At 71.4% G+C, this 18,930-nt stretch carries 15 protein-coding genes; 4 read left to right on the top strand and 11 right to left on the bottom strand.

What is annotated here, in order from left to right:
- Positions 1–34: 34 nt before the first annotated feature.
- Both ACIOMQ_RS29340 and ACIOMQ_RS29335 read right to left on the bottom strand, forming a co-directional pair.
- On the bottom strand, positions 35–1,924 hold the full coding sequence (locus ACIOMQ_RS29340) for an IucA/IucC family protein (RefSeq protein ID WP_362203419.1): 1,890 nt from the start codon (positions 1,922–1,924) through the stop codon (positions 35–37).
- A 29-nt stretch (positions 1,925–1,953) separates the two neighbouring features.
- Entirely contained in the window at positions 1,954–3,333 is a 1,380-nt protein-coding gene (locus ACIOMQ_RS29335; RefSeq protein ID WP_362203416.1) for a diaminobutyrate--2-oxoglutarate transaminase family protein, read from the bottom strand.
- Positions 3,334–3,662: 329 nt separating this feature from the next.
- Between ACIOMQ_RS29335 and ACIOMQ_RS29330 the strand changes: the two genes are divergently transcribed.
- Complete coding sequence (locus tag ACIOMQ_RS29330) at positions 3,663–4,883, top strand: trypsin-like serine peptidase (RefSeq protein ID WP_402191067.1); 1,221 nt, start codon at positions 3,663–3,665, stop codon at positions 4,881–4,883.
- A gap of 163 nt (positions 4,884–5,046) precedes the next feature.
- Complete coding sequence (locus ACIOMQ_RS29325; RefSeq protein ID WP_401263785.1) at positions 5,047–5,487, top strand: hypothetical protein; 441 nt, start codon at positions 5,047–5,049, stop codon at positions 5,485–5,487.
- Here the strand turns inward: ACIOMQ_RS29325 and hflX are convergent.
- The 6 genes from hflX to miaA all read right to left on the bottom strand — a co-directional run bounded on the left by hflX (position 5,423) and on the right by miaA (position 13,445).
- On the bottom strand, positions 5,423–6,943 hold the full coding sequence (hflX, locus tag ACIOMQ_RS29320) for a GTPase HflX (protein WP_362203410.1): 1,521 nt from the start codon (positions 6,941–6,943) through the stop codon (positions 5,423–5,425). The genes ACIOMQ_RS29325 and hflX overlap by 65 nt on opposite strands.
- A gap of 144 nt (positions 6,944–7,087) precedes the next feature.
- The gene (locus ACIOMQ_RS29315; RefSeq protein WP_362203407.1) at positions 7,088–8,542 is read right to left on the bottom strand and encodes a M1 family metallopeptidase; all 1,455 of its coding nucleotides are present in this window, start codon (positions 8,540–8,542) and stop codon (positions 7,088–7,090) included.
- Between the two features lie 131 nt (positions 8,543–8,673).
- The gene (locus ACIOMQ_RS29310; protein WP_402191064.1) at positions 8,674–10,830 is read right to left on the bottom strand and encodes a RelA/SpoT family protein; all 2,157 of its coding nucleotides are present in this window, start codon (positions 10,828–10,830) and stop codon (positions 8,674–8,676) included.
- Between the two features lie 140 nt (positions 10,831–10,970).
- Entirely contained in the window at positions 10,971–11,843 is an 873-nt protein-coding gene (dapF, locus tag ACIOMQ_RS29305; RefSeq protein ID WP_401935985.1) for a diaminopimelate epimerase, read from the bottom strand.
- 118 nt (positions 11,844–11,961) lie between these two features.
- Complete coding sequence (locus tag ACIOMQ_RS29300) at positions 11,962–12,399, bottom strand: hypothetical protein (protein ID WP_362203716.1); 438 nt, start codon at positions 12,397–12,399, stop codon at positions 11,962–11,964.
- Between the two features lie 107 nt (positions 12,400–12,506).
- On the bottom strand, positions 12,507–13,445 hold the full coding sequence (miaA, locus tag ACIOMQ_RS29295; RefSeq protein ID WP_401263506.1) for a tRNA (adenosine(37)-N6)-dimethylallyltransferase MiaA: 939 nt from the start codon (positions 13,443–13,445) through the stop codon (positions 12,507–12,509).
- A 216-nt stretch (positions 13,446–13,661) separates the two neighbouring features.
- Here miaA and ACIOMQ_RS29290 point away from each other — a divergent pair, with 216 nt between their 5' ends.
- Positions 13,662–13,955: an antitoxin gene (locus ACIOMQ_RS29290; protein WP_362203395.1), complete on the top strand. Its 294-nt coding sequence runs from the start codon at positions 13,662–13,664 to the stop codon at positions 13,953–13,955.
- 89 nt (positions 13,956–14,044) lie between these two features.
- Here ACIOMQ_RS29290 and ACIOMQ_RS29285 read toward each other — a convergent pair whose 3' ends face one another.
- Both ACIOMQ_RS29285 and miaB read right to left on the bottom strand, forming a co-directional pair.
- Positions 14,045–14,758 carry a class III extradiol dioxygenase subunit B-like domain-containing protein gene (locus ACIOMQ_RS29285; RefSeq protein WP_402191061.1) on the bottom strand — a complete coding sequence of 238 codons (714 nt, stop codon included), beginning with the start codon at positions 14,756–14,758 and terminating at the stop codon, positions 14,045–14,047.
- A gap of 65 nt (positions 14,759–14,823) precedes the next feature.
- The gene (gene miaB, locus ACIOMQ_RS29280) at positions 14,824–16,317 is read right to left on the bottom strand and encodes a tRNA (N6-isopentenyl adenosine(37)-C2)-methylthiotransferase MiaB (protein WP_362203713.1); all 1,494 of its coding nucleotides are present in this window, start codon (positions 16,315–16,317) and stop codon (positions 14,824–14,826) included.
- Between the two features lie 180 nt (positions 16,318–16,497).
- Between miaB and ACIOMQ_RS29275 the strand changes: the two genes are divergently transcribed.
- Positions 16,498–17,496: a TAXI family TRAP transporter solute-binding subunit gene (locus tag ACIOMQ_RS29275; protein ID WP_362203390.1), complete on the top strand. Its 999-nt coding sequence runs from the start codon at positions 16,498–16,500 to the stop codon at positions 17,494–17,496.
- Between the two features lie 27 nt (positions 17,497–17,523).
- On the opposite strand, the gene ACIOMQ_RS29270 is transcribed toward ACIOMQ_RS29275, so the two are convergent.
- Positions 17,524–18,918, bottom strand: a complete 1,395-nt coding sequence (locus ACIOMQ_RS29270; protein ID WP_362203387.1) for a HAMP domain-containing sensor histidine kinase — start codon at positions 18,916–18,918, stop codon at positions 17,524–17,526.
- Positions 18,919–18,930: the final 12 nt, after the last annotated feature.

The following is an 18,930-nucleotide window of genomic DNA, read 5'->3' as shown; positions in this document are numbered from 1 at the left end:
TCCTCTCGGCGGTTCAGGCGGTGGTCATGTTCCTTCAGGCGTACAGCGGGTTGGCGATGGTGACGTAGACGGACTGGGTGTCGACGGGGCCGACGAGTTCGTCGAGGCCGTGCAACCGCGTCAGCAGGTTGGCCTTGCACCGCAGGTGGGGGTTGTCCAGCAGATGTGCGGGCAGCGGGGAACCCAGTGCGGCGGCCGAGCCGAGGAACCGGCGGAAGGCGGCGATGAGCACGTATTCGCCGGCGAGATTCTGGGCGCCGAGGGCTCCGATCAGGCCGAACACGTTGTTGATGCCGAGGTAGTAGGCGAAGCGTTCGTCGGTGACCGTGTCCGAGACGAAGGTGTCGCTGGCCGATCCGATGCCGGGGAGCCGCTGTTCCAGTGCGGCGCGGCGGGACTCCCGGAAGTAGTAGCCCTGGTTGTCGCGGTATCGGCCGCCGACGGGCCAGCCGTGGAGGTCGAGCAGCACCAGGGTGTTCTGCTGGTGGGCTTCGAGGGCGACGCCGGCATGGCCGTCGAGCCACAGCACGGGGCGTACGACGCGGTCGAGGTAGCGCAGGAACCACTCGGTGGCCACGGCTCCCACGGTTCTTCCGGTGGCGGTGGCCAGGGAGTGGACGATCTCGGCGATGCGTGAGCGCATGCCGGTCCGGCCGGACCGGGGGCGCGGGGCGGTGAGTGCGGCGATGCAGACGGCGTCGTCGCACGGACCGAACGGGTTGTGGCGCAGCATCACGTCGAGGCCCGCGACGGGCTCTCCGTCCCGGCCGTCGACGGCGAGCCAGGCGGGGTCGCGGACGATGTCGAAGCCCGGGTGGACGGCATGCCACTGCGCGGCGAGTCCGCTGCGGAGGAGCCGGTGGACCTCGACTCCGCGGTGGAGTTCCTTGCGGAGGTTCTCACGCCGGGAGTTGGTGATGCGCACGCCGAGGGAGAGCTTGAGCATGACCTCGGCACCGGGCCGGTGCACGGTACGGACGGAGGAGGTGGGGTGCCAGTGCTTCCCGTGCGGTCCCAGGTCGTGAAGGAGTCCGGCGTCGAGCAGGGCCATCACTTCGGGCCGGTGGCCGAGTTCACGGGCCTGCCAGGGGTGCAGCGGAATCGGTGCGGTGTTGCCGGGGAGCCGCAGCCCCTCGGTGTGGGAGGTGACCAGTTCCGTGGCCGGCACCGGACGGCCTCCGTCGGTCCAGGCGGAGTCGGCTGCCAGTACGGACCGGTCGACGGCCATCCAGTGCAAGGGGAAGGAGCCGTGCACCTCGGGTGAGTAGCGGCGGGATTCGGAGTCGGAGAGACCCTCGCGGCTCTTGGGCGTGGGGTGGAGCGGATGGCCGAGGAGGAGTGACTGCTCGGCGGTGAGGAAGAGGTCCGCTGCGGCCGGGGCGTCGGGGGTGCGGCGCCGCTCGGCGATGAAGCCGGCCGTTCGCCGTACCGAGTCGGCGACCCGGGCCACCATGTCGGCGCTTGCGTGGTGGTCGGCCTCGCGGCCCAGGAGGGCGGCGACCGTGACGGCGTCGGCGGCCGGTGCTCCTTCGGGCGCCGCCTCCAGGGCAGGCGTGCCGAAGCGGTGCCAGCCCGTGGCGGACCAGTAGACGACGGGGACGAGCAGAGCGGTTCCGCTTGCGGGGAGGGGGATCCGGAGCGTGTCCCCGACCGGCCGGGGGATGCCGCTCTCCCGGACCCAGCAGCGGAGCAGATTCTCGACACCCGCAGTGTCGGCGGCCCGGAGCGGGTCCGGATGGTCGAGGAGGTCGGCGGGTGTCGCGCCGGCCTCCGGGCACTTCGGGGTGTACTGCTCGTCGTGCGGTGCCGCTTTCTGGCGCGGCACGGTGGTCTGTTCGACGACGAGACCGCCGGTGTGCCCGGCCTGTCCTCGCTGCTCGGTGGGGGGAGGGCCGTCGGCCTGGGGCGCGGGGGTGGGGTTCACGGCGGTCTTCCTTGTGAGGGTGTCCGGGGTCAGCGGATCGACCCGGTCGTGGTCCTGCGGTGCGGCAGGCGCTCGGCGGCTGCCAGGGCGTCGGCGAGGCGGTCCACGACCGCTGTCGCCTGTTCGTCGGTGAGGGTGAGGGGCGGGAGGAGGCGTACGACGGTGGAGTGGCGTCCGCCGAGTTCGACGATGAGCCCGCGGCGCAGGCACTCCTGCTGGACGGCGGCGGCGAGGGCCGGGGCGGGCGGTGGCTCCGGGTTGGCTTCCCCCGGAGCGGCCTCGGGATCGATGAGCTCCACCCCGATCATCAAGCCCCGTCCGCGTACGTCTCCGATGGACGGGTGGTCGGTGGCCAGCGCCTGGAGGCGCGCGAGCATCCGGGCGCCGAGTGTCGCGGCGCGCTCGGCGAGGTGGTTCTCCCGCACGAAGGAGAGGGTGGCCGTGCCTGCCGCCATCGCGAGCTGGTTGCCCCGGAAGGTGCCCGCGTGAGCGCCCGGCTGCCAGGTGTCGAGCTCGGAGCGGTAGACGATCACCGCGAGCGGGAGGGAACCGCCGATGGCCTTGGAGAGCACCATCACATCGGGCACGATCCCGCTGTGCTCGACCGCCCAGAAGGCGCCGGTGCGGCCCACGCCCGTCTGGACCTCGTCGGCGATCAGGGGGACGGACCGGGTCTCGGTGATCTCACGCATCCGGCGCATCCAGTCGTCGGGGGCGGGGTTCACGCCGCCCTCTCCCTGCACCGGTTCGAGGATCATGGCGGCCGGCGCGGGTGTGCCGCCCTTGGGGTCGTCCAGGAGGTTCTCGGTCCACCGGGCGGCGATCTCCGCACCGCGGGCGCCGCCGATGCCGAAGGGGCAGCGGTAGTTCTGCGGGAAGGGGAGCCGCGTCACCCGGACGTCCTCGGCACCGCCCGAGGCGGCCAGGGCTCCCGCCGTCATCCCGTGGTAGGCGCCGGTGAAGGCGAGGAGTCCGCTGCGGCCGGTCGCGGCGCGGACCAGTTTGAACGCCGCCTCCACGGCGTCCGTACCGGCCGGTCCGCAGAACTGGATCCGGGCGTTGTCGGCGAACCGCCGCGGCAGGGTGGCGAACAGCTCCGTGGTGAAGGCGTCCTTGACCGGGGTCGCGAGGTCCAGCACGTGCAGCGGTGCGCCCGAGTCGATCACTTTCCTGATCGCCTCCAGGACCACCGGGTGGTTGTGCCCGAGGGCCAGGGTCCCGGCCCCGGAGAGGCAGTCGAGGTACCGCCGTCCGTCCGCGCCCTCGATGGTCATCCCACGGGCCCGTACCGGCACGATCGGCAGTGAGCGCGCGTAGGTACGGGCGGCGGACTCACGCAGCGACTGGCGGCGCAGAATCCCCTCGTGCACCGCCGGTGCTGCCACCGGAGCTGATTCGGTCACGGCCACGGCTGTTGGTCCTCCCGCTGTAACGGTTGCGTTGCACGTCGGTACGTCGGCACATGGACGGACTGCGGGGATGAACGCTTCCCTCAAGTCCCTCGCACGTACCAACGACGCCGGGCGCGGCGGATCACGGGTAAATCCGAAGATCCTTGCGGGGGCGGAACCGTGGCCCTGCCGCACACCGTCCCCATCGGCACCGGCATAGTGGGGGCCGCACGGAGAGCTCGGGCATTCTTTCGACTGCCCGCCGGACGTTCGGCACGGCCGGTCCGGAGCGGCACCGAAGTGCAGTACAGAAGCGTTGAGTTACGAAGTCCCAGGGGGATCACCACATGCGACTCATTCGACCAGTTCCCGCCACCCGTCGGGGGAGCTCACGCCGCGCGCGTTCCTCGACGTTCGCCGTGGCCGCGGTCGCCGCCGTCCTCGCGCTCACCGCCACCGCCTGCGGGCCGGACGAGGACAACGCGAGCGACAAGCCGAGCAGCCCGGCCGGCCAGTCCTCGGACGGCAAGATCACCATTCCGGACGATCTGAAGGACCGGCTCAAGGCGCACGGGATCGACCTCGACCAGTGGAAGAACGGCGAGTGGAAGAACTGGGACAGGGACAAGTGGCTGCGCGAGGCCAAGGACTTCGTCAACCCGATCATCGAGGGCCTCTGGGACCCGGACCGGATGCGGGATGCCGACAAGGCGCCGGAGAAGCCGGTCGACAATGACATCTCGGGCGACGTGGGCGTGACGGACCCGACGCCCGCGCCGGTCCGGGCCGCCGGTGTCCGGACGCCGTACCACGCCAACGCCGCGGAGTCCGGGAAGCTGCTCTTCGACAGTCCCGAGGGCTCCATGGTCTGCTCCGCGACCGTGGTGAAGGATCCGGCGCACCCCGGGAAGTCCAACCTGGTGTGGACCGCCGGACACTGCGTGCACGCCGGTAAGAAGGGCGGCTGGTACCGCAACATCGCCTTCGTTCCGTCGTACAACAACGGCGGCCTGTCGACGGCCGAGCTGGAGAAGGCGACCAAGCAGGAGATCGCGCCCTACGGCGTGTGGTGGGGCCAGTGGGCGCAGACGTCCGACCAGTGGATCTCGCAGGGCTCCTCGGTCGGCGGGCAGGGTGCTCCGTACGACTTCGCGGTGCTGCATGTCACGCCGGAGAAGGGCTCGGCGGGCAAGTCCCTGGAGGAGACGGTCGGCTCCGCGCTGCCCGTGGACTTCAACGCCCCGGCCGTGCCGGAGATCGCCGGCATGACGGCCACCGGCTTCCCGGCCGCGCCGCCGTACGACGGCCAGAAGGCGTTCCAGTGCGCGGACAAGCCCGGCCGGCTCTCGCTGACCGCACAGGACCCCACGATGTACCGCATCGGCTGCACCATGACCGGCGGCTCGTCCGGCGGCGGATGGGTCGCGGCGGGCCAGGACGGCAAGCCCGTGCTGGTCTCGAACACCTCCATCGGCCCGGTCACGGCCGGCTGGCTGGCCGGGCCGCGGTTCGGCAAGGAGGCCAAGGCGGTGTACGAGTCGGTCAGCAAGAAGTACGCGGGACAGTGACGACGGACCGTCACCCGGCGCGGTCCGGGTGACGGTGACGGTCCATCGGGGCCCCTGCGCGGCAGTTGCCCGCCGGGGCCCTTCCGGCGCTCCGGGTGGGCGGTGTCCGCGTGGCGCGGAGCACGGTCCACACCGTAGGTCCGCCGAGGAACCGGCGAAGACCATGGCGGCCGGTGACCTCTCCGGCGACCAGGGCGTCACCGACCCGGAGCCCGCTCCGGTCGGGGCCGAGCGCGAGAAGACTCCGTACCACGACTGCGCCGCCCCGGTCGGCAAGGTGTTCTTCGACTTCCCCGAGAGTTCCATGGCCTGCTCGGGCACAGTCGTCAAGGACCCGGAGAACCCGGGCAGCGGTGCATCGGGCCGGCTCGCCGGACCCCGCCTGGGCAAGGGCGCGCAGGGCGTCTTCACCACGATGAGCGAGAAGTCCGGCGGCCGGTGGCGGCTGCCGGCACATCCGGAGCCCGAACGCCCGATGGCCCGCTCCCGACGAGGGGAGCGGGCCATCGGTCCGTACAGGGCCGCACCGGCTGCTGCGGTCAGTGCGCCACGGGGACGAACGAGGAGAGGTCGGCCGCCAGTTCCTCATGGACCCGCGCCTTGAGCAGGGTGCCCTCCGACGTGTGCTCCTCGGAGATCACCTCACCCTCGGCGTGCACCCGGGAGACGAGCCCGCCCCGGGTGTACGGCACGAGTGCCTCGATCTCGACCGACGGCCGGGGCAGTTCGGTGTCGATGAGTGCGAGCAGCTCCTCGATACCGGCGCCGCTGCGCGCCGATACGGCGATCGCGTGCTTCTCGATGCGCAGCAGCCGCTGCAGCACCAGCGGATCGGCCGCGTCCGCCTTGTTGATCACCACGATCTCGGGCACGTCCACCGCGCCCACCTCGCGGATCACCTCGCGCACCGCGGCGAGCTGCTCCTCCGGCACCGGGTGCGAGCCGTCCACCACGTGCAGGATCAGGTCGGATTCACCGACCTCCTCCATGGTGGAGCGGAACGCCTCGACGAGGTGGTGCGGCAGATGCCGTACGAACCCGACCGTGTCGGCCAGGGTGTAGATCCGGCCGGTCGGCGTCTCGGCCCGTCGCACGGTCGGGTCCAGGGTGGCGAACAGCGCGTTCTCCACAAGGACGCCCGCACCGGTCAGCCGGTTGAGCAGCGAGGACTTGCCCGCGTTGGTGTAGCCGGCGATGGCGACCGACGGCACCCTGTTGCGCTTGCGCTCCTGGCGCTTGATCTCGCGGCCGGTCTTCATCTCCGCGATCTCCCGGCGCATCTTCGCCATCTTCTCGCGGATCCGACGCCGGTCCGTCTCGATCTTGGTCTCACCTGGGCCGCGGGTGGCCATGCCACCACCACCGCTGGAACCGCCGCCGCCCATCTGGCGGGAGAGCGACTGACCCCAGCCGCGCAGCCGCGGCAGCATGTACTGCATCTGCGCCAGCGAGACCTGCGCCTTGCCCTCCCGGGACTTGGCGTGCTGGGCGAAGATGTCGAGAATCAGAGCGGTCCGGTCGACCACCTTGACCTTGACGACGTCTTCCAGATGGATCAGCTGGCCGGGGCTGAGCTCACCGTCGCAGACGACGGTGTCGGCCCCTGATTCGAGGACGATGTCGCGCAGCTCCAGCGCCTTGCCCGAGCCGATGTAGGTGGCGGGGTCGGGCTTGTCGCGGCGCTGGAAGACGGCGTCGAGCACCAGAGCACCCGCCGTCTCCGCGAGTGCGGCCAGCTCCGCGAGGGAATTCTCCGCGTCCTGCACGGTCCCCGAGGTCCAGACGCCGACCAGCACCACGCGCTCCAGGCGCAGCTGCCGGTACTCGACCTCGGTGACGTCCTCGAGCTCGGTGGAGAGTCCCGCCACACGCCGCAGGGCGGCGCGCTCGGAGCGGTCGAACTGCGCGCCGTCCCGCTCTCCGTCGATCTCGTGGCTCCAGGCGACGTCCTCTTCCATCAGGGCGTCGGCCCGAAGGCTCTCGGTGAGGCTCTCGGTGGCATTCTCCGTAGCGCTCTGCGCTTTCTGCGCGTCCTGGGGAAGGGAAGAAGAGGAGGTCATTGGATCCTTACGTCGATTGAAATCCGTTACATCAGTCACAACGCGTGACCTCTCCCGATGATTCCCACCAGTCGGGAATCCGCAGTCGGGCCGCCGCGTCGACCCGTCGATAGTGGCATGGTCCGCCGAGCTCGTCACTCGGGTTTATCGCTGTCCGGCGGGCTTGGCGCTGTGCCAGTCCGGGTGCCCCGGCATCGGCGGGGTCTTCGCGCCGTACAGCCAGCCGTCGAAGAACGAGGTCAGGTCGCGGCCCGCGGCCTGCGACGCCAGCCGCACGAAGTCGGTGGTGGCGGCGTTGGCGTCGCGGTGCTTCTTCACCCAGCGCCGCTCCAGCCGGTCGAACGCGTCCTCACCGATCTCCTGGCGCAGCGCGTAGAGGATCAGTGCGCTGCCGTCGTACACCACTGGCCGGAACAGGCTGAGCTTCTGTCCGGGCGCCGGGGTGTCGGGGCGGGCCGGGGGGCCACCGGCCGCGCGCCAGCCGTCGGACTTGACGTACGCCTCACGCATGCGGCGTTCCAGCGGCTTGCCTGCGTGCTCCTCTGCGTAGCGTGCCTCGTACCAGGTGGCATGTCCCTCGTTGAGCCACAGATCGGACCAGGCGTGCGGGGAGACGCTGTCGCCGAACCATTGATGGGCGAGCTCGTGCACCATGATCGAGTCGACGTACCACTCGGGGGAGGCGGTCCGGGTGAACAGGGACCGTTCGAAGAGCGAGAGCGTCTGGGTCTCCAGCTCGAAGCCGGTCTCGGTGGCGGCGACCAGCAGCCCGTACGTCTCGAAGGGGTAGCGGCCGACCTGCTGTTCCATCCATTCCAGCTGAGCGGGTGTCTTGGCGAGCCAGGGTTCCAGCCGCTTGCGGTCGGCACTCGGCACCACGTCGCGTACCGGCAGTCCGTGCGGCCCGGTGCGTCGCAGGACGGTGGAACGGCCGATGGTGACCTGGGCCAGTTCGGTGGCCATGGGGTGTTCGGTCCGGTAGGTCCAGGTGGTGTCGGCACCGTGCCGGGTCCTGCCGGCGGGCAGACCGTTGGCGACCACCGTCAGGTCCTTGGGGGCAGTGATCCGAAAGGTGAAGTACGCCTTGTCGGCGGGGTGGTCATTGCTCGGGAAGACCCGGTGTGCGGCATCGGCCTGATTGGCCATGGCCAGTCCGTCGGCGGTGCGCAGCCAACCGCCGCTTTCCCGGTCGCCGCGCGGGTCGCTGGTGTGCCGGACGGTGATGCGCAGCGGCACTCCGGCCGGGAGCCGGCCGGGCGGCTGGATGACCAGGTCCTCGTCCGCCACGGCGAAGTCGGCGCGCAGACCGTTGATTTCGACCGTTCGGACCGTGCCCCGGGTGAAGTCGAGGTTGATCCGGTCCAGCGGCTCGGTGGTCCGCGCGTCGATCGTGGTCACGGCCTCCAGCGGCTCGCTGTTGCTGCCCCGGTAGGTCAGTCCGATGTCGTACGACAGGACGTCGTATCCGGGATTGCCGAGGTGCGGGAAGAGGGGGTCGCCGATGCCGAGCGGCACGGGTGCGGGGAGGGCGGCGGCGATGAGGGCGGCCGATGCGGTGGCCAGCAGGGCGGCCCGCAGACGGCGGGAGATGAACGGCATGAACTACCGCTACCAGCGACTCCCGCCGGGACAGGTGCGGCGCGCGCCGCGCCACTCGAACGAGATCGCCGAGGCAGATGGCGCTGTGCGGCGGAATCGGACGGGGAATCGGGCGCGGAAGTCGGCGGAAGTCAGACGGTGGCTGCCGGATGCCGGGCGCGGCTCACGTCGTACACCCCGGGGACGTCACGCATCGCACGCATCAGCGCCGGGAGCCCGGCTGCATCGGGGAGCTGCAAGGTGTAGGTGTGCCGGACGCGTTGTTCGCTGGGGGGTTCGACGGTGGCGGAGATGATCGCCGCGTCCGCCGTGGCGATCGCCTCGGTCAGATCGGCGAGCAGCCGGGGGCGTCCGAAGGACTCGGCGACCAGGGTGACCCGGCACCCGGCCACATCGCCCCAGGTCACCGGGACCGGCACCCGGCCGACGGACTGCATCCGCGACACCGTGGGACACTTCAGCCGGTGCACGGTGACGGCGCCGCCGCGCACGACGAACCCGGTGACGGCGTCGGGGGGTGCGGGGGTGCAGCAGCCCGCGAGACGTACGGTCGCGTCCGGCCGGTCCACCACGGCGTCCGCGGTGCCGTCCCCGGCCCAGTCGGTGCCGGGGGTGCCGGATCCCTGGGGCTGCGGTTCGGACGGCCTGGGCTCCGTGGGCCTGCTGTTGTGCGGGCTCTGGGCGTCCGCGGGATGGGTGTCGAGCCAGCCCGTGATGGCGATGCGGGCGGCGGGGGTGCGGGCGTGGTCGAGCCAGTCGGGCGAGGGGCCGGATCCGGCGTCCTCGGAAAGCAGCAGCTGCACGGTGTCGCCGTCGCTCAGTACGGTGCCGAGGGTGGCCAGCCGGCCGTTGACCCGGGCGCCGATGCAGCGGTGCGCCTCGTCCCCGTACTGCGCGTAGGCGGCGTCTACGCAGCTGGCTCCGGCGGGGAGCCCGAGCGTGCCGCCGCCGGTGTGGAAGACCGTGATCTCCCGGTCCTGGGCGAGGTCGGCGCGGAGCGTGGTCCAGAAGGTGTCGGAGTCCGGGGCGGACTGCTGCCACGCGAGGAGCCTGGAGAGCCAGCCGGGCCGGGTCGGGTCGGCGCGCTCGCCGTCCGAGGGTTCGGCGGTCTGGAGCCCGGAGCCGCCGTCCGCGGCGTACGGATTGCCGAGGGCAATGACGCCTGCCTCGGCGACCTTGTGCATCCGGTGCGTACGGATGAGGACTTCGGCGACCGCCCCGTCGGGGCCGACGACCGCGGTGTGCAGTGACTGGTACAGGTTGAACTTGGGGGCGGCGATGAAGTCCTTGAACTCGGAGATCACCGGCGTGAAGCAGGTGTGCAGTTCACCGAGCACGGCGTAGCAGTCGGCGTCCTCTCCGACGAGGACCAGCAGGCGGCCGAAGTCGGTGCCGCGCAGTTCTCCGCGTTTGATCCTGACCCGGTGCACGGAGACGTAGTGGCGCGGCCTGATGAGGACTTCCGCCGGGATGCCGGCCTCCCGCAGTACCGCCCCGACATTCTCGGCGATGGCCGCGAGCGGGGCCCGGGCGGCGGCGCCGGGGGCGTCCGGCCGGGCGGACGCGGCGGCGATCAGTGCGCGGGTGTGTGCGTACTCCTCGGGGTGGAGGATCGCGAAGACGAGGTCCTCCAGTTCGGTCTTGAGTGCCTGGACTCCGAGCCGTTCGGCCAGCGGGATCAGCACGTCCCGGGTGACCTTGGCGATCCTGGCCTGCTTCTCGGGGCGCATCACGCCGAGGGTGCGCATGTTGTGCAGCCGGTCGGCGAGCTTGATCGACATCACCCGGACGTCGTCCCCGGTGGCGACCAGCATCTTGCGGAAGGTCTCGGGCTCGGCCGCTGCCCCGTAGTCGACCTTTTCGAGTTTGGTGACGCCGTCGACGAGGTAGCAGACCTCTTTGCCGAACTGGTCCCGTACCTGATCGAGAGTCACCTCGGTGTCCTCGACGGTGTCGTGGAGCAGCGAGGCGGTGAGCGTCGTGGTCTCGGCGCCGAGCTCGGCGAGGATCAGCGTGACGGCGAGCGGGTGCGTGATGTACGGCTCGCCGCTCTTGCGCATCTGCCCGCGGTGCGAGGACTCCGCGAGTACGTACGCCCGGTGCAGGACGGAGAGGTCGGCATCCGGGTGGTGGGCCCGGTGGGCCTCGGCGACATGACCGATCGCGTCGGGCAGTCGGTCCCGGGAGACCGGGCCGAGCAGCGCGACGCGGCCGAGCCTGCGGAGATCGATCCGGGGCCGGCCCCGTCTGCGGATGGGAGCACCTGGGTTGGCGGCCTCTGCACTCATGGGGCACCTCCGGCGACGTCGACCGGCGGTGGGAGGGCGCGGTCGCGCCTCCGGGCCGGTGCTTGATGCTACCGAGCCCACCACGTGGCGGAGTCCGGCTCTCGCTCAGCGTGAAACGGATCACCCATTCGAGCGAAGCTCTAGCCGATCACCGTTTCGAGCCAGGCCGGGTCGATCGTGCCTTCGGCGACGATCACGGCGGCTCCGGTCATCTCGATCCCGCCGTCGGGCCGCTCGGTGATCACGAGGGTGCCGCCGGGCAGATCGACCGTGTACGTGACCGGGGTTTCGGTCTTTGCGGGATCGACGCCGTCCCTGCGGGCCGCGGCGACAGCGACGGCGCAGGCACCCGTGCCGCAGGAGCGGGTCTCGCCCGAGCCTCGCTCGTGGACCCGCATGGCGACGTGGCGCGGCCCGCGGTCCACGACGAACTCGATGTTGACGCCGTCGGGGTAGACGGCGGCAGGGCTGTACGGCGGTACGGAGAGCAGATCTCCGGCGTGCGCCAGGTCGTCGACGAAGGCGACCGCGTGCGGATTGCCCATGTTCACGTTGCGGGCGGCCCAGCTGCGGCCGTCCACGCTGACCGTGACGCCGTCCTCGGGGAGCAGCGCGCGCCCCATGGAGACCGTGATGTCACCGCTCTTGGCGATGTGCACCTTCTTCACGCCGCCCCGGGTCGCGACGGCGAGGTCGCCCTCCTCGACGTGCCCGGCACGCCGCAGATAGTGGGCGAAGACCCGTACGCCGTTGCCGCACATCTCGGCGATCGAGCCGTCGGCGTTGCGATAGTCCATGAACCACTCGGCCCCGTCGGCCATGGCCCGCGCCTCCGGATGCGCGGCGGACCGTACGACATGCAGCAGCCCGTCACCACCGATGCCGGCCTGGCGGTCGCACAGTCGGGCGACGGCGGACGCGGGCAGGTCGAAGGCGTTGTCCGGGTCGGGAACGATCACGAAGTCGTTCTCGGTGCCGTGGCCCTTGAGGAAGGTGATCTGCGAGGTGCTCACGGAGCAACTGTACGAGGCGGCACCGACAGCCGACGAAATCGGGCCGCGCGACGGCGCGTGGAGACGGGAGGGATCCGGGCACCGGACCGGCGGCGCGCCGACGGAGCCGCCGCGTCCGTCAGCGGAGCCGGGCCACGCGCCAGACGGACAGTGCGACCAGCGCGGCGCACACGGCGACGTACAGGGCGATCACGCGCCAGTCGGCCCGCCCGCCCGAGCCCCGCTGCGGGAGTCCGGGCCAGGTGTATCCCACGCGGCGGGCGGCCATCATGCCCCAGCCCGCGGCGCAGCAGCTGATCAGCAGGCCCAGCATGGCGACGACCGCGCCGCCGTCGCCGAATTCGAACGCCAGCGGGAACGCGAACATCAGCGATCCCACGGTGGCGAGCATGACGATCGGCGCGAGCTGCCAGATGCGCAGACGCCGCGCGGGCCGCAGCTCGACCTCGACCTCGGGGGTCACATCGAGCTCATCGGGCCCGTCGGGGCTCAAGCTTCCTGCGTCGTGCAGCGTGTCCGGTGCGTCGTGTCCTGTGTCGCGAGGGCCGGCCTCCATCGCCACGCGCCCTCCCAACTCGGACTCCACTGGTCGATCGATGCTCGATGATGGCACGCTCCCGGTCACCGAAATGACGGGCAGGGCTTCCCGATGCCATCACGTGATCAGGCTGTAACCGCTCGTTCGACCAACGCCAGCGCCTGGTGCGGGAGTTCCCCGCGGTGCTCCGCGGCGCCATTGAGCCAGTGGACCCGCGGGTCGCGGCGGAACCACGAGTCCTGGCGGCGCGCGAATCGCTTGGTGGCGCGAACGGTCTCGGCGCGCGCCTCGTCCTCGGTGCACTCCTGGGCCAGCGCGGCCAGCACCTGCTGGTAGCCGAGCGCCCTGGACGCGGTCCGTCCGTCCCGCAGGCCGTGCGCCTCCAGGTCCCGCACCTCGTCCACGAGTCCGGCCGCCCACATCCGGTCGACCCTCAGGGCGATGCGTTCGTCGAGTTCGGGGCGGGCCACGTCGACGCCGATCTGGACGGTGTCGTACACCGCATCGTTACCCGGGAGGTTGGCGGTGAAGGGCTTGCCGGTGATCTCGATGACTTCGAGGGCCCTCACGATCCGGCGGCCGTTGCTCGGCAGGATGGCCCGGCCCGCTTCGGGGTCGGCGGCGGCAAGCCGGGCGTGCAGCGCCCCGGAACCGCGCTCGGCCAGTTCCTCCTCCAGCCTGGCCCGGACGTCGGGCTCGGTGCCGGGGAACTCCAGGGCGTCGATGGCGCCCTTCACATAGAGCCCGGAGCCGCCGACGAGGACGGGGGTACGGCCCGCGGCGAGCAGCCGGTCGATCTGCGCCCGGGCCAGCCGCTGGTACTCGGCGACGCTGGCGGTCTCGGTGACGTCCCAGATGTCCAGCAGATGATGCGGAACGCTTCCGCGTTCGGACAGCGTCAGCTTCGCGGTGCCGATGTCCATCCCCCGGTAGAGCTGCATGGAGTCGGCGTTGACCACTTCGCCGTCGAGCTGCTGAGCAAGGAATACCCCCAGATCGGACTTTCCGGCCGCAGTGGGACCGACGACGGTGATGACCCGCGGTGCGGGAGCTGAGCTTCTCACCGCCCCAGTCTCGCAAACCTCCGACCCTCTTCCCGAACGAGCGGGGCGACTGCCCTCCGCTCCCGCTCCGAACGGCGCGGATCTTCGGCCGTACCAGTAGAATTCCTAAGTGAATACGGGCGTTTTTTCATGGTTTGCCGTTCGCCCTCCGAGGCAGCCCGGCAGCGAGGCCGGAGAACACGCCCGACCGAAGTCCCCCAGCAGGGAAGGTGCCCGATGGGCTTCCTGGACAGTTTGAAGGCGAAGCTGAGCCCCGCCAAGGAAAAGGTCGGCGATCTCGCGCATCAGCACGGGGACAAGATCGACCAGGGTCTCGACAAGGCCGCGCGGACGGTCGACCAAAAGACCAAGGGCAAGTACAGCGACAAGATCGAGTCCGGCACGAGGAAGGCCAAGGAAGCGGTCGAGCGCCTGTCCCACAGGCACGACGAGGCCGGCACCAAGCACGACGAGGCCGGCACCGAGCAGGACGAGAGCGGTACGCCGCCGGGCACGCCGCCCGCATCCTGAATTCCGACCAGCCGATCGAACTGGACGGACGGCCGTGGGGTGACGACGCCGCACGGCCGCCGTCCGTGCCCGCGCAGCCACGGACGCGCTCAGGACCAGGTGGCGACCAGGTAGCCCACGCCGTACGGAGCGTCCTCGTACAGCAACTGCCCGCCCAGGCCAGCGCCTTCGGCCGCGCCCGCGAGCACCTGCCAGGGTGCCCGGCCCGCCGCCTTGAGCGCGTGCGCCAGCGACGCGTCCAGCGCGATCAGCGCCCCGGGGTCGGCGGTGCCCAGCGCCGAGGCGGCCGCCGCGTCGAACGCCTCGGCACGGTCGTCCAGATAGCCGGGGGCCTTGAGCGAGCGGCAGGCACTGCCGTCGCCCATGACCAGCAGCGCCACCCGTTCCGCCCTGGCGGACAAGTCCCGTCCGGTGCTCGCACAGCGAGTCGTTTCGAGCGGCTCGCCGACGCCGAGCCCTTCCACCGGCGCCGCGGCCCACTGCGCACGGGCGAGCAGCCAGGCGCCGACGGTCAGGGACGGCGGAAGGGGGCGGTCGGTCACGGCCCCGTGGCCGCGTCCGAGCCGGACGTCCAGATCGACGCCGAAGCCCTTGAAAGTGCCGGTGGCTCCCTCGGGGTGGGGTCCGCGGCCCGCGTGGTCCGCGGGCCCGGTCACGATCAGCAGATCGGGCCGGGCCGCGGCCAGCACGCCGAGGGCGTCGGAGCAGGCGTCCCGCAGGGCGTCGAGCTCGGGCGCGGCACCGGCGGCGACCTCGGGTACCAGCAAGGGCGGGCAGGGGCAGACAGCGGCGGCGACAAGCATGGTGGGCAGCGTACTGGTTGGGCGCGGCAAGCCCGTCGGCCGCCGCCGTCCGTCTCCCGCCGGTGTCAGTCGCAGCCGCAGCCGGGGGCCGCCGCGGCCGGCAGCGGCGCCGGGGCGCCGATACCGGGCAGGCCCAGCATCACTCCGGCAGGCTTGGCGGCCTCGGTGGCGGTGCGCTTCTCCCAGGCGTCCCCGGCCCGGGTCCGCCGTACGCCCACCGGAGCGCCCTCGGCGAGCAGGTGGTGCGGGGCGGCGTAGGTGATCTCGACGGTCACCACATCGCCGGGACGCACGTCCTCGGCCGGCTTGGTGAAGTGGACCAGGCGGTTGTCGGGGGCGCGGCCGGAGAGGCGGTGGGTGGCGCCGTCCTTGCGGCCCTCGCCCTCCGCGACCATGATCTCCAGCGTCCGGCCGACCTGCTTCTTGTTCTCCTCCCAGGAGATCTCCTCCTGGAGGGCGGACAGGCGCATGTACCGCTCCTGGACGACCTCCTTGGGGATCTGCCCCTCCATCTCGGCGGCCGGGGTTCCGGGGCGCTTGGAGTACTGGAAGGTGAAGGCGTTGGCGAAGCGCGCCTCGCGGACCGCGTGCATGGTCTGCTCGAAGTCCTCCTCGGTCTCGCCGGGGAAGCCCACGATGATGTCGGTGGAGATGGCGGCGTCCGGCATCGCGGCACGCACCTTCTCGATGATGCCCAGGAAGCGCTCCTGCCGGTAGGAGCGCCGCATCGCCTTGAGGACGGTGTCCGAGCCCGACTGCATCGGCATGTGCAGCTGAGGCATCACATTGGGCGTCTCGGCCATGGCCGCGATCACGTCGTCCGTGAAGTCGCGGGGGTGCGGCGAGGTGAAGCGGACCCGCTCCAGGCCCTCGATCCTCCCGCAGGCGCGCAGCAGCTTGGAGAACGCCTCGCGGTCGCCGATGTCGGAGCCGTACGCGTTCACGTTCTGGCCGAGCAGGGTGATCTCCGAGACGCCCTCGGCGACCAGTGCCTCGATCTCGGCGAGGATGTCGCCGGTGCGGCGGTCCTTCTCCTTGCCGCGGAGCGCCGGGACGATGCAGAAGGTGCAGGTGTTGTTGCAGCCGACGGAGATGGAGACCCACGCCGCGTAGGCGGACTCGCGGCGGGTGGGGAGCGTGGACGGGAAGGCCTCCAGGGATTCGGCGATCTCGATCTGCGCCTCTTCCTGGATGCGGGCGCGTTCCAGCAGCACCGGCAGCTTGCCGATGTTGTGCGTGCCGAAGACGACGTCCACCCAGGGGGCCCGCCGGACGATGGTGTCGCGGTCCTTCTGCGCCAGGCAGCCGCCGACGGCGATCTGCATGCCGGGCCGCCTGGTCTTCATCGGGGCGAGCCGGCCGAGGTTGCCGTACAGCTTGTTGTCTGCGTTCTCCCGGACCGCGCAGGTGTTGAAGACGACGACGTCGGCGTCGCCGTCGGAGCCGTCCGCGGCACGTACGTAACCCGCGTCCTCCAGCAGCCCCGACAGCCGCTCGGAGTCGTGGACGTTCATCTGGCACCCGTAGGTGCGCACCTCGTACGTTTTCAAACCGTCCACTACTCCACCAGCCACGTCGTTGCCGCTCACCCGTCCAGGGTAAGGGCTCCGGCCGGGCCCCACTGATGAATACCCCGCCGGCCGGGATCACGGCCCCTCGGCCGGGTACGGGGCCGCGGTCCCGGGACCGCGGCGGTCCGGCCCTGGTCATCGCCGGGACGGGCTGGCAGGATCGCCGCCATGTTCCAGGCACTGTCCCGTATCGGCCGGCTGCGCAGGCTTCAGGCGTGCGCCGCTCTCGTCGTCGTGCTCGGGCTGGTGCTGTGGTGGCTGCTCCCGCTCGGGGAGCCGGCTCCGAGCGGCACGCTGACCTTCAGCACCGGCGTGCGCAGCGGGGTCTACCAGCGCTACGGCGAGCGGCTCAAGGGGGACCTGGCCAAGGATCTGCCCCAGGTGTCGATACGGCTGCGCACCAGCGAGGGCTCGCAGCAGAACATCGCGCGGGTGGCGACCGGGAAGGCCGACTTCACCATCGCCACCACCGATGCCCTGGCCACCTATCTGAGCAGCGGCGGGCCCGGCGCGGCCCGGCTGCGGGGCTGTGTGCGGCTCTACGACGACTACATCCAGCTGGTCGTGCCCCGGGACTCCGGGGTGCGGAAGGTCTCCGACCTGATCGGCAAGCGCGTCGGGGTGGGGCAGCCGGGTTCGGGCGTACGGCTGGTCGCCGACCGGTTGATGACGGCCGCCGGTCTCGATCCGGCGAACGATGTGACGCCCGTGCCCAACGGCATCGACACCATGCCGGGGCAATTGGAGCACGGCCTGCTCGACGCCTTCTTCTGGTCCGGCGGGCTGCCCACCTCCGCCGTGCAGGAGCTGTCGGACCGGTTCGCGATCCGGCTGGTGCCGCTGGAGGCCCCGCTGATCAAGGAGCTTCAGGCCGTGGGCGGTTCGGCCCGCTACTACCGGTCGGCCGTGATGCCCGCCGACGCCTATCACAGCGCGCAGCAGGGGCAGGCGGTGCCGACGGTGGCGGTCGCCAATGTGCTGGTGACCACGGACCGTACGGATCCGGCGCTGACCGAGGCGTTCACCCGGACCGTGATCGACAGCCGGGACCGGATCGGGCGCGAGGTGCATGCGGCCCAGCTGGTGGACCTGCGTACGGCGATCTACACCGATCCCCTGCCGCTGCACGAGGGGGCCAGGCGGTACTACCGCTCGGTCAAGCCCTGATCCCGGCGGCCACTTCCCCGCTCCCGCTCAGCCCTGTGGGCCCTGGCGCGGCACGGACACCGTCACCCGCAGTCCGTGCGGCTCGTGGGCGGCGTAGCCGATCGAGCCCCCGCCCGCGGCCAGGAGGGCCTGGGAGATGGAGAGTCCGAGGCCGGAGCCCTGCACGTTCTGATGCCGGGCGCTGCGCCAGAAGCGGTCGCCGACGCGCTCCATCTCCTGTGCGGTGAGGCCCGGTCCGCGGTCGGCGACGACGACCGTGACGTCGTCACGCCCGGCGGCGACCGTGACGAGGACCTCTTCACCGGCAGGGGTGAATTTCAGGGCGTTGTCGATGACGGCGTCGAGGGCGCTCGACAGGGCGACGGGGTCCGCCCAGGCCGCTACGGCGGACGAGCCGTCCGCCCTGAGCCGTACGCCCTTCTCCTCGGCGACCGGCCGCCAGGACGCGACGCGTTCCGCGGTGAGCGCGCCCATGTCCGTGAGCCGCAGATCGGCCGCGGCGTGTTCGGCCAGCGCCAGGTCGAGCAGGTCGTCCAGGACCTGCCCGAGGCGCTTGCCCTCCGTGCGTACGGAGGCGATCTCCTCGTTGCCCTCGGGGAGTTCGAGCGCGAGGAGCTCGATCCGCAGCAGCAGCGCGGCAAGGGGGTTGCGCAGCTGGTGCGAGGCGTCGGCGACGAAGGCACGCTGCTGCTCCAGCACGTCCTCGACATTGTCGGCCATCTCGTTGAACGAACGGGCCAGGCGCCTGAGTTCCGGCGGCCCCCCGGAGGCCGCGACCCGGGACCTCATCCGGCCGCTGGCGATGTCATGAGTGGCCGCGTCCAGGGTCCGTACGGGCAGCAGCACCCAGCCGGTGAGCCGGATCGCGGCGCCGACCGCCACCAGCATCGCGACCGCTTCGCCGGCCGCGATGAGCAACCAGCCGCGCAGCGTGCGTGCGCGCATTTCGGCGGTGGGCGAGTCGATGACCACGACGGCGACGACGTCCCCGTCCCGTACGACGGGTGAGGCGACGACGACCCTGCCCCTCTGCCAGGGCCAGACCTGCGGAGGATCGTGGCTGCGACGCCCCAGGAGCGCCTCCTTGAACGCCTCTCTCCCCTCCCCCTCGATCGGCAGCTGCCAGGTGGCCGGCGCCTTCGCCATGGCGCTGTCGTCGCGGTAGAAGACACCGGAGCGGATGCCGTACACCGACGCGTACGTGTCGAGTTCGCTCCGCAGGATGCGGCGCCGCTCCTCGTAACCGGGGGTCCGCTCGGCGACGAACTGGGCGAGTGCGGCGAACCGGGCCGTGTCGTCGATGCGGTCGATGACGACGCGCTGCTGCTGGGCGGCAGCGACGCTGACGGCCAGCGGGAAGCCGAGGGCGAGCAGCACGCTCGCCATGAGAATGATGAGCAGGGGAAGCAGCCGGGTGCGCACCTGGGACGTACG

Source organism: Streptomyces sp. NPDC087845 (genome assembly GCF_044742755.1).
GTDB lineage: Bacteria > Actinomycetota > Actinomycetes > Streptomycetales > Streptomycetaceae > Streptomyces.
Note: the sequence above shows the minus strand (reverse complement) of the source record. Positions and strands in the feature narration are given on the sequence as shown.

Excerpts from the sequence above, each read along its gene's own strand:
- ACIOMQ_RS29330 (WP_402191067.1), top strand. The coding sequence starts at position 3,663 with ATGCGACTCATTCGACCAGTTCCCGCCACCCGTCGGGGGAGCTCACGC.
- ACIOMQ_RS29325 (WP_401263785.1), top strand. The coding sequence starts at position 5,047 with ATGGCGGCCGGTGACCTCTCCGGCGACCAGGGCGTCACCGACCCGGAG.
- hflX (WP_362203410.1), bottom strand. The coding sequence starts at position 6,943 with ATGACCTCCTCTTCTTCCCTTCCCCAGGACGCGCAGAAAGCGCAGAGC.
- ACIOMQ_RS29315 (WP_362203407.1), bottom strand. The coding sequence starts at position 8,542 with ATGCCGTTCATCTCCCGCCGTCTGCGGGCCGCCCTGCTGGCCACCGCA.
- ACIOMQ_RS29310 (WP_402191064.1), bottom strand. The coding sequence starts at position 10,830 with ATGAGTGCAGAGGCCGCCAACCCAGGTGCTCCCATCCGCAGACGGGGC.
- ACIOMQ_RS29300 (WP_362203716.1), bottom strand. The coding sequence starts at position 12,399 with ATGGAGGCCGGCCCTCGCGACACAGGACACGACGCACCGGACACGCTG.
- ACIOMQ_RS29290 (WP_362203395.1), top strand. The coding sequence starts at position 13,662 with ATGGGCTTCCTGGACAGTTTGAAGGCGAAGCTGAGCCCCGCCAAGGAA.
- ACIOMQ_RS29285 (WP_402191061.1), bottom strand. The coding sequence starts at position 14,758 with ATGCTTGTCGCCGCCGCTGTCTGCCCCTGCCCGCCCTTGCTGGTACCC.
- ACIOMQ_RS29275 (WP_362203390.1), top strand. The coding sequence starts at position 16,498 with ATGTTCCAGGCACTGTCCCGTATCGGCCGGCTGCGCAGGCTTCAGGCG.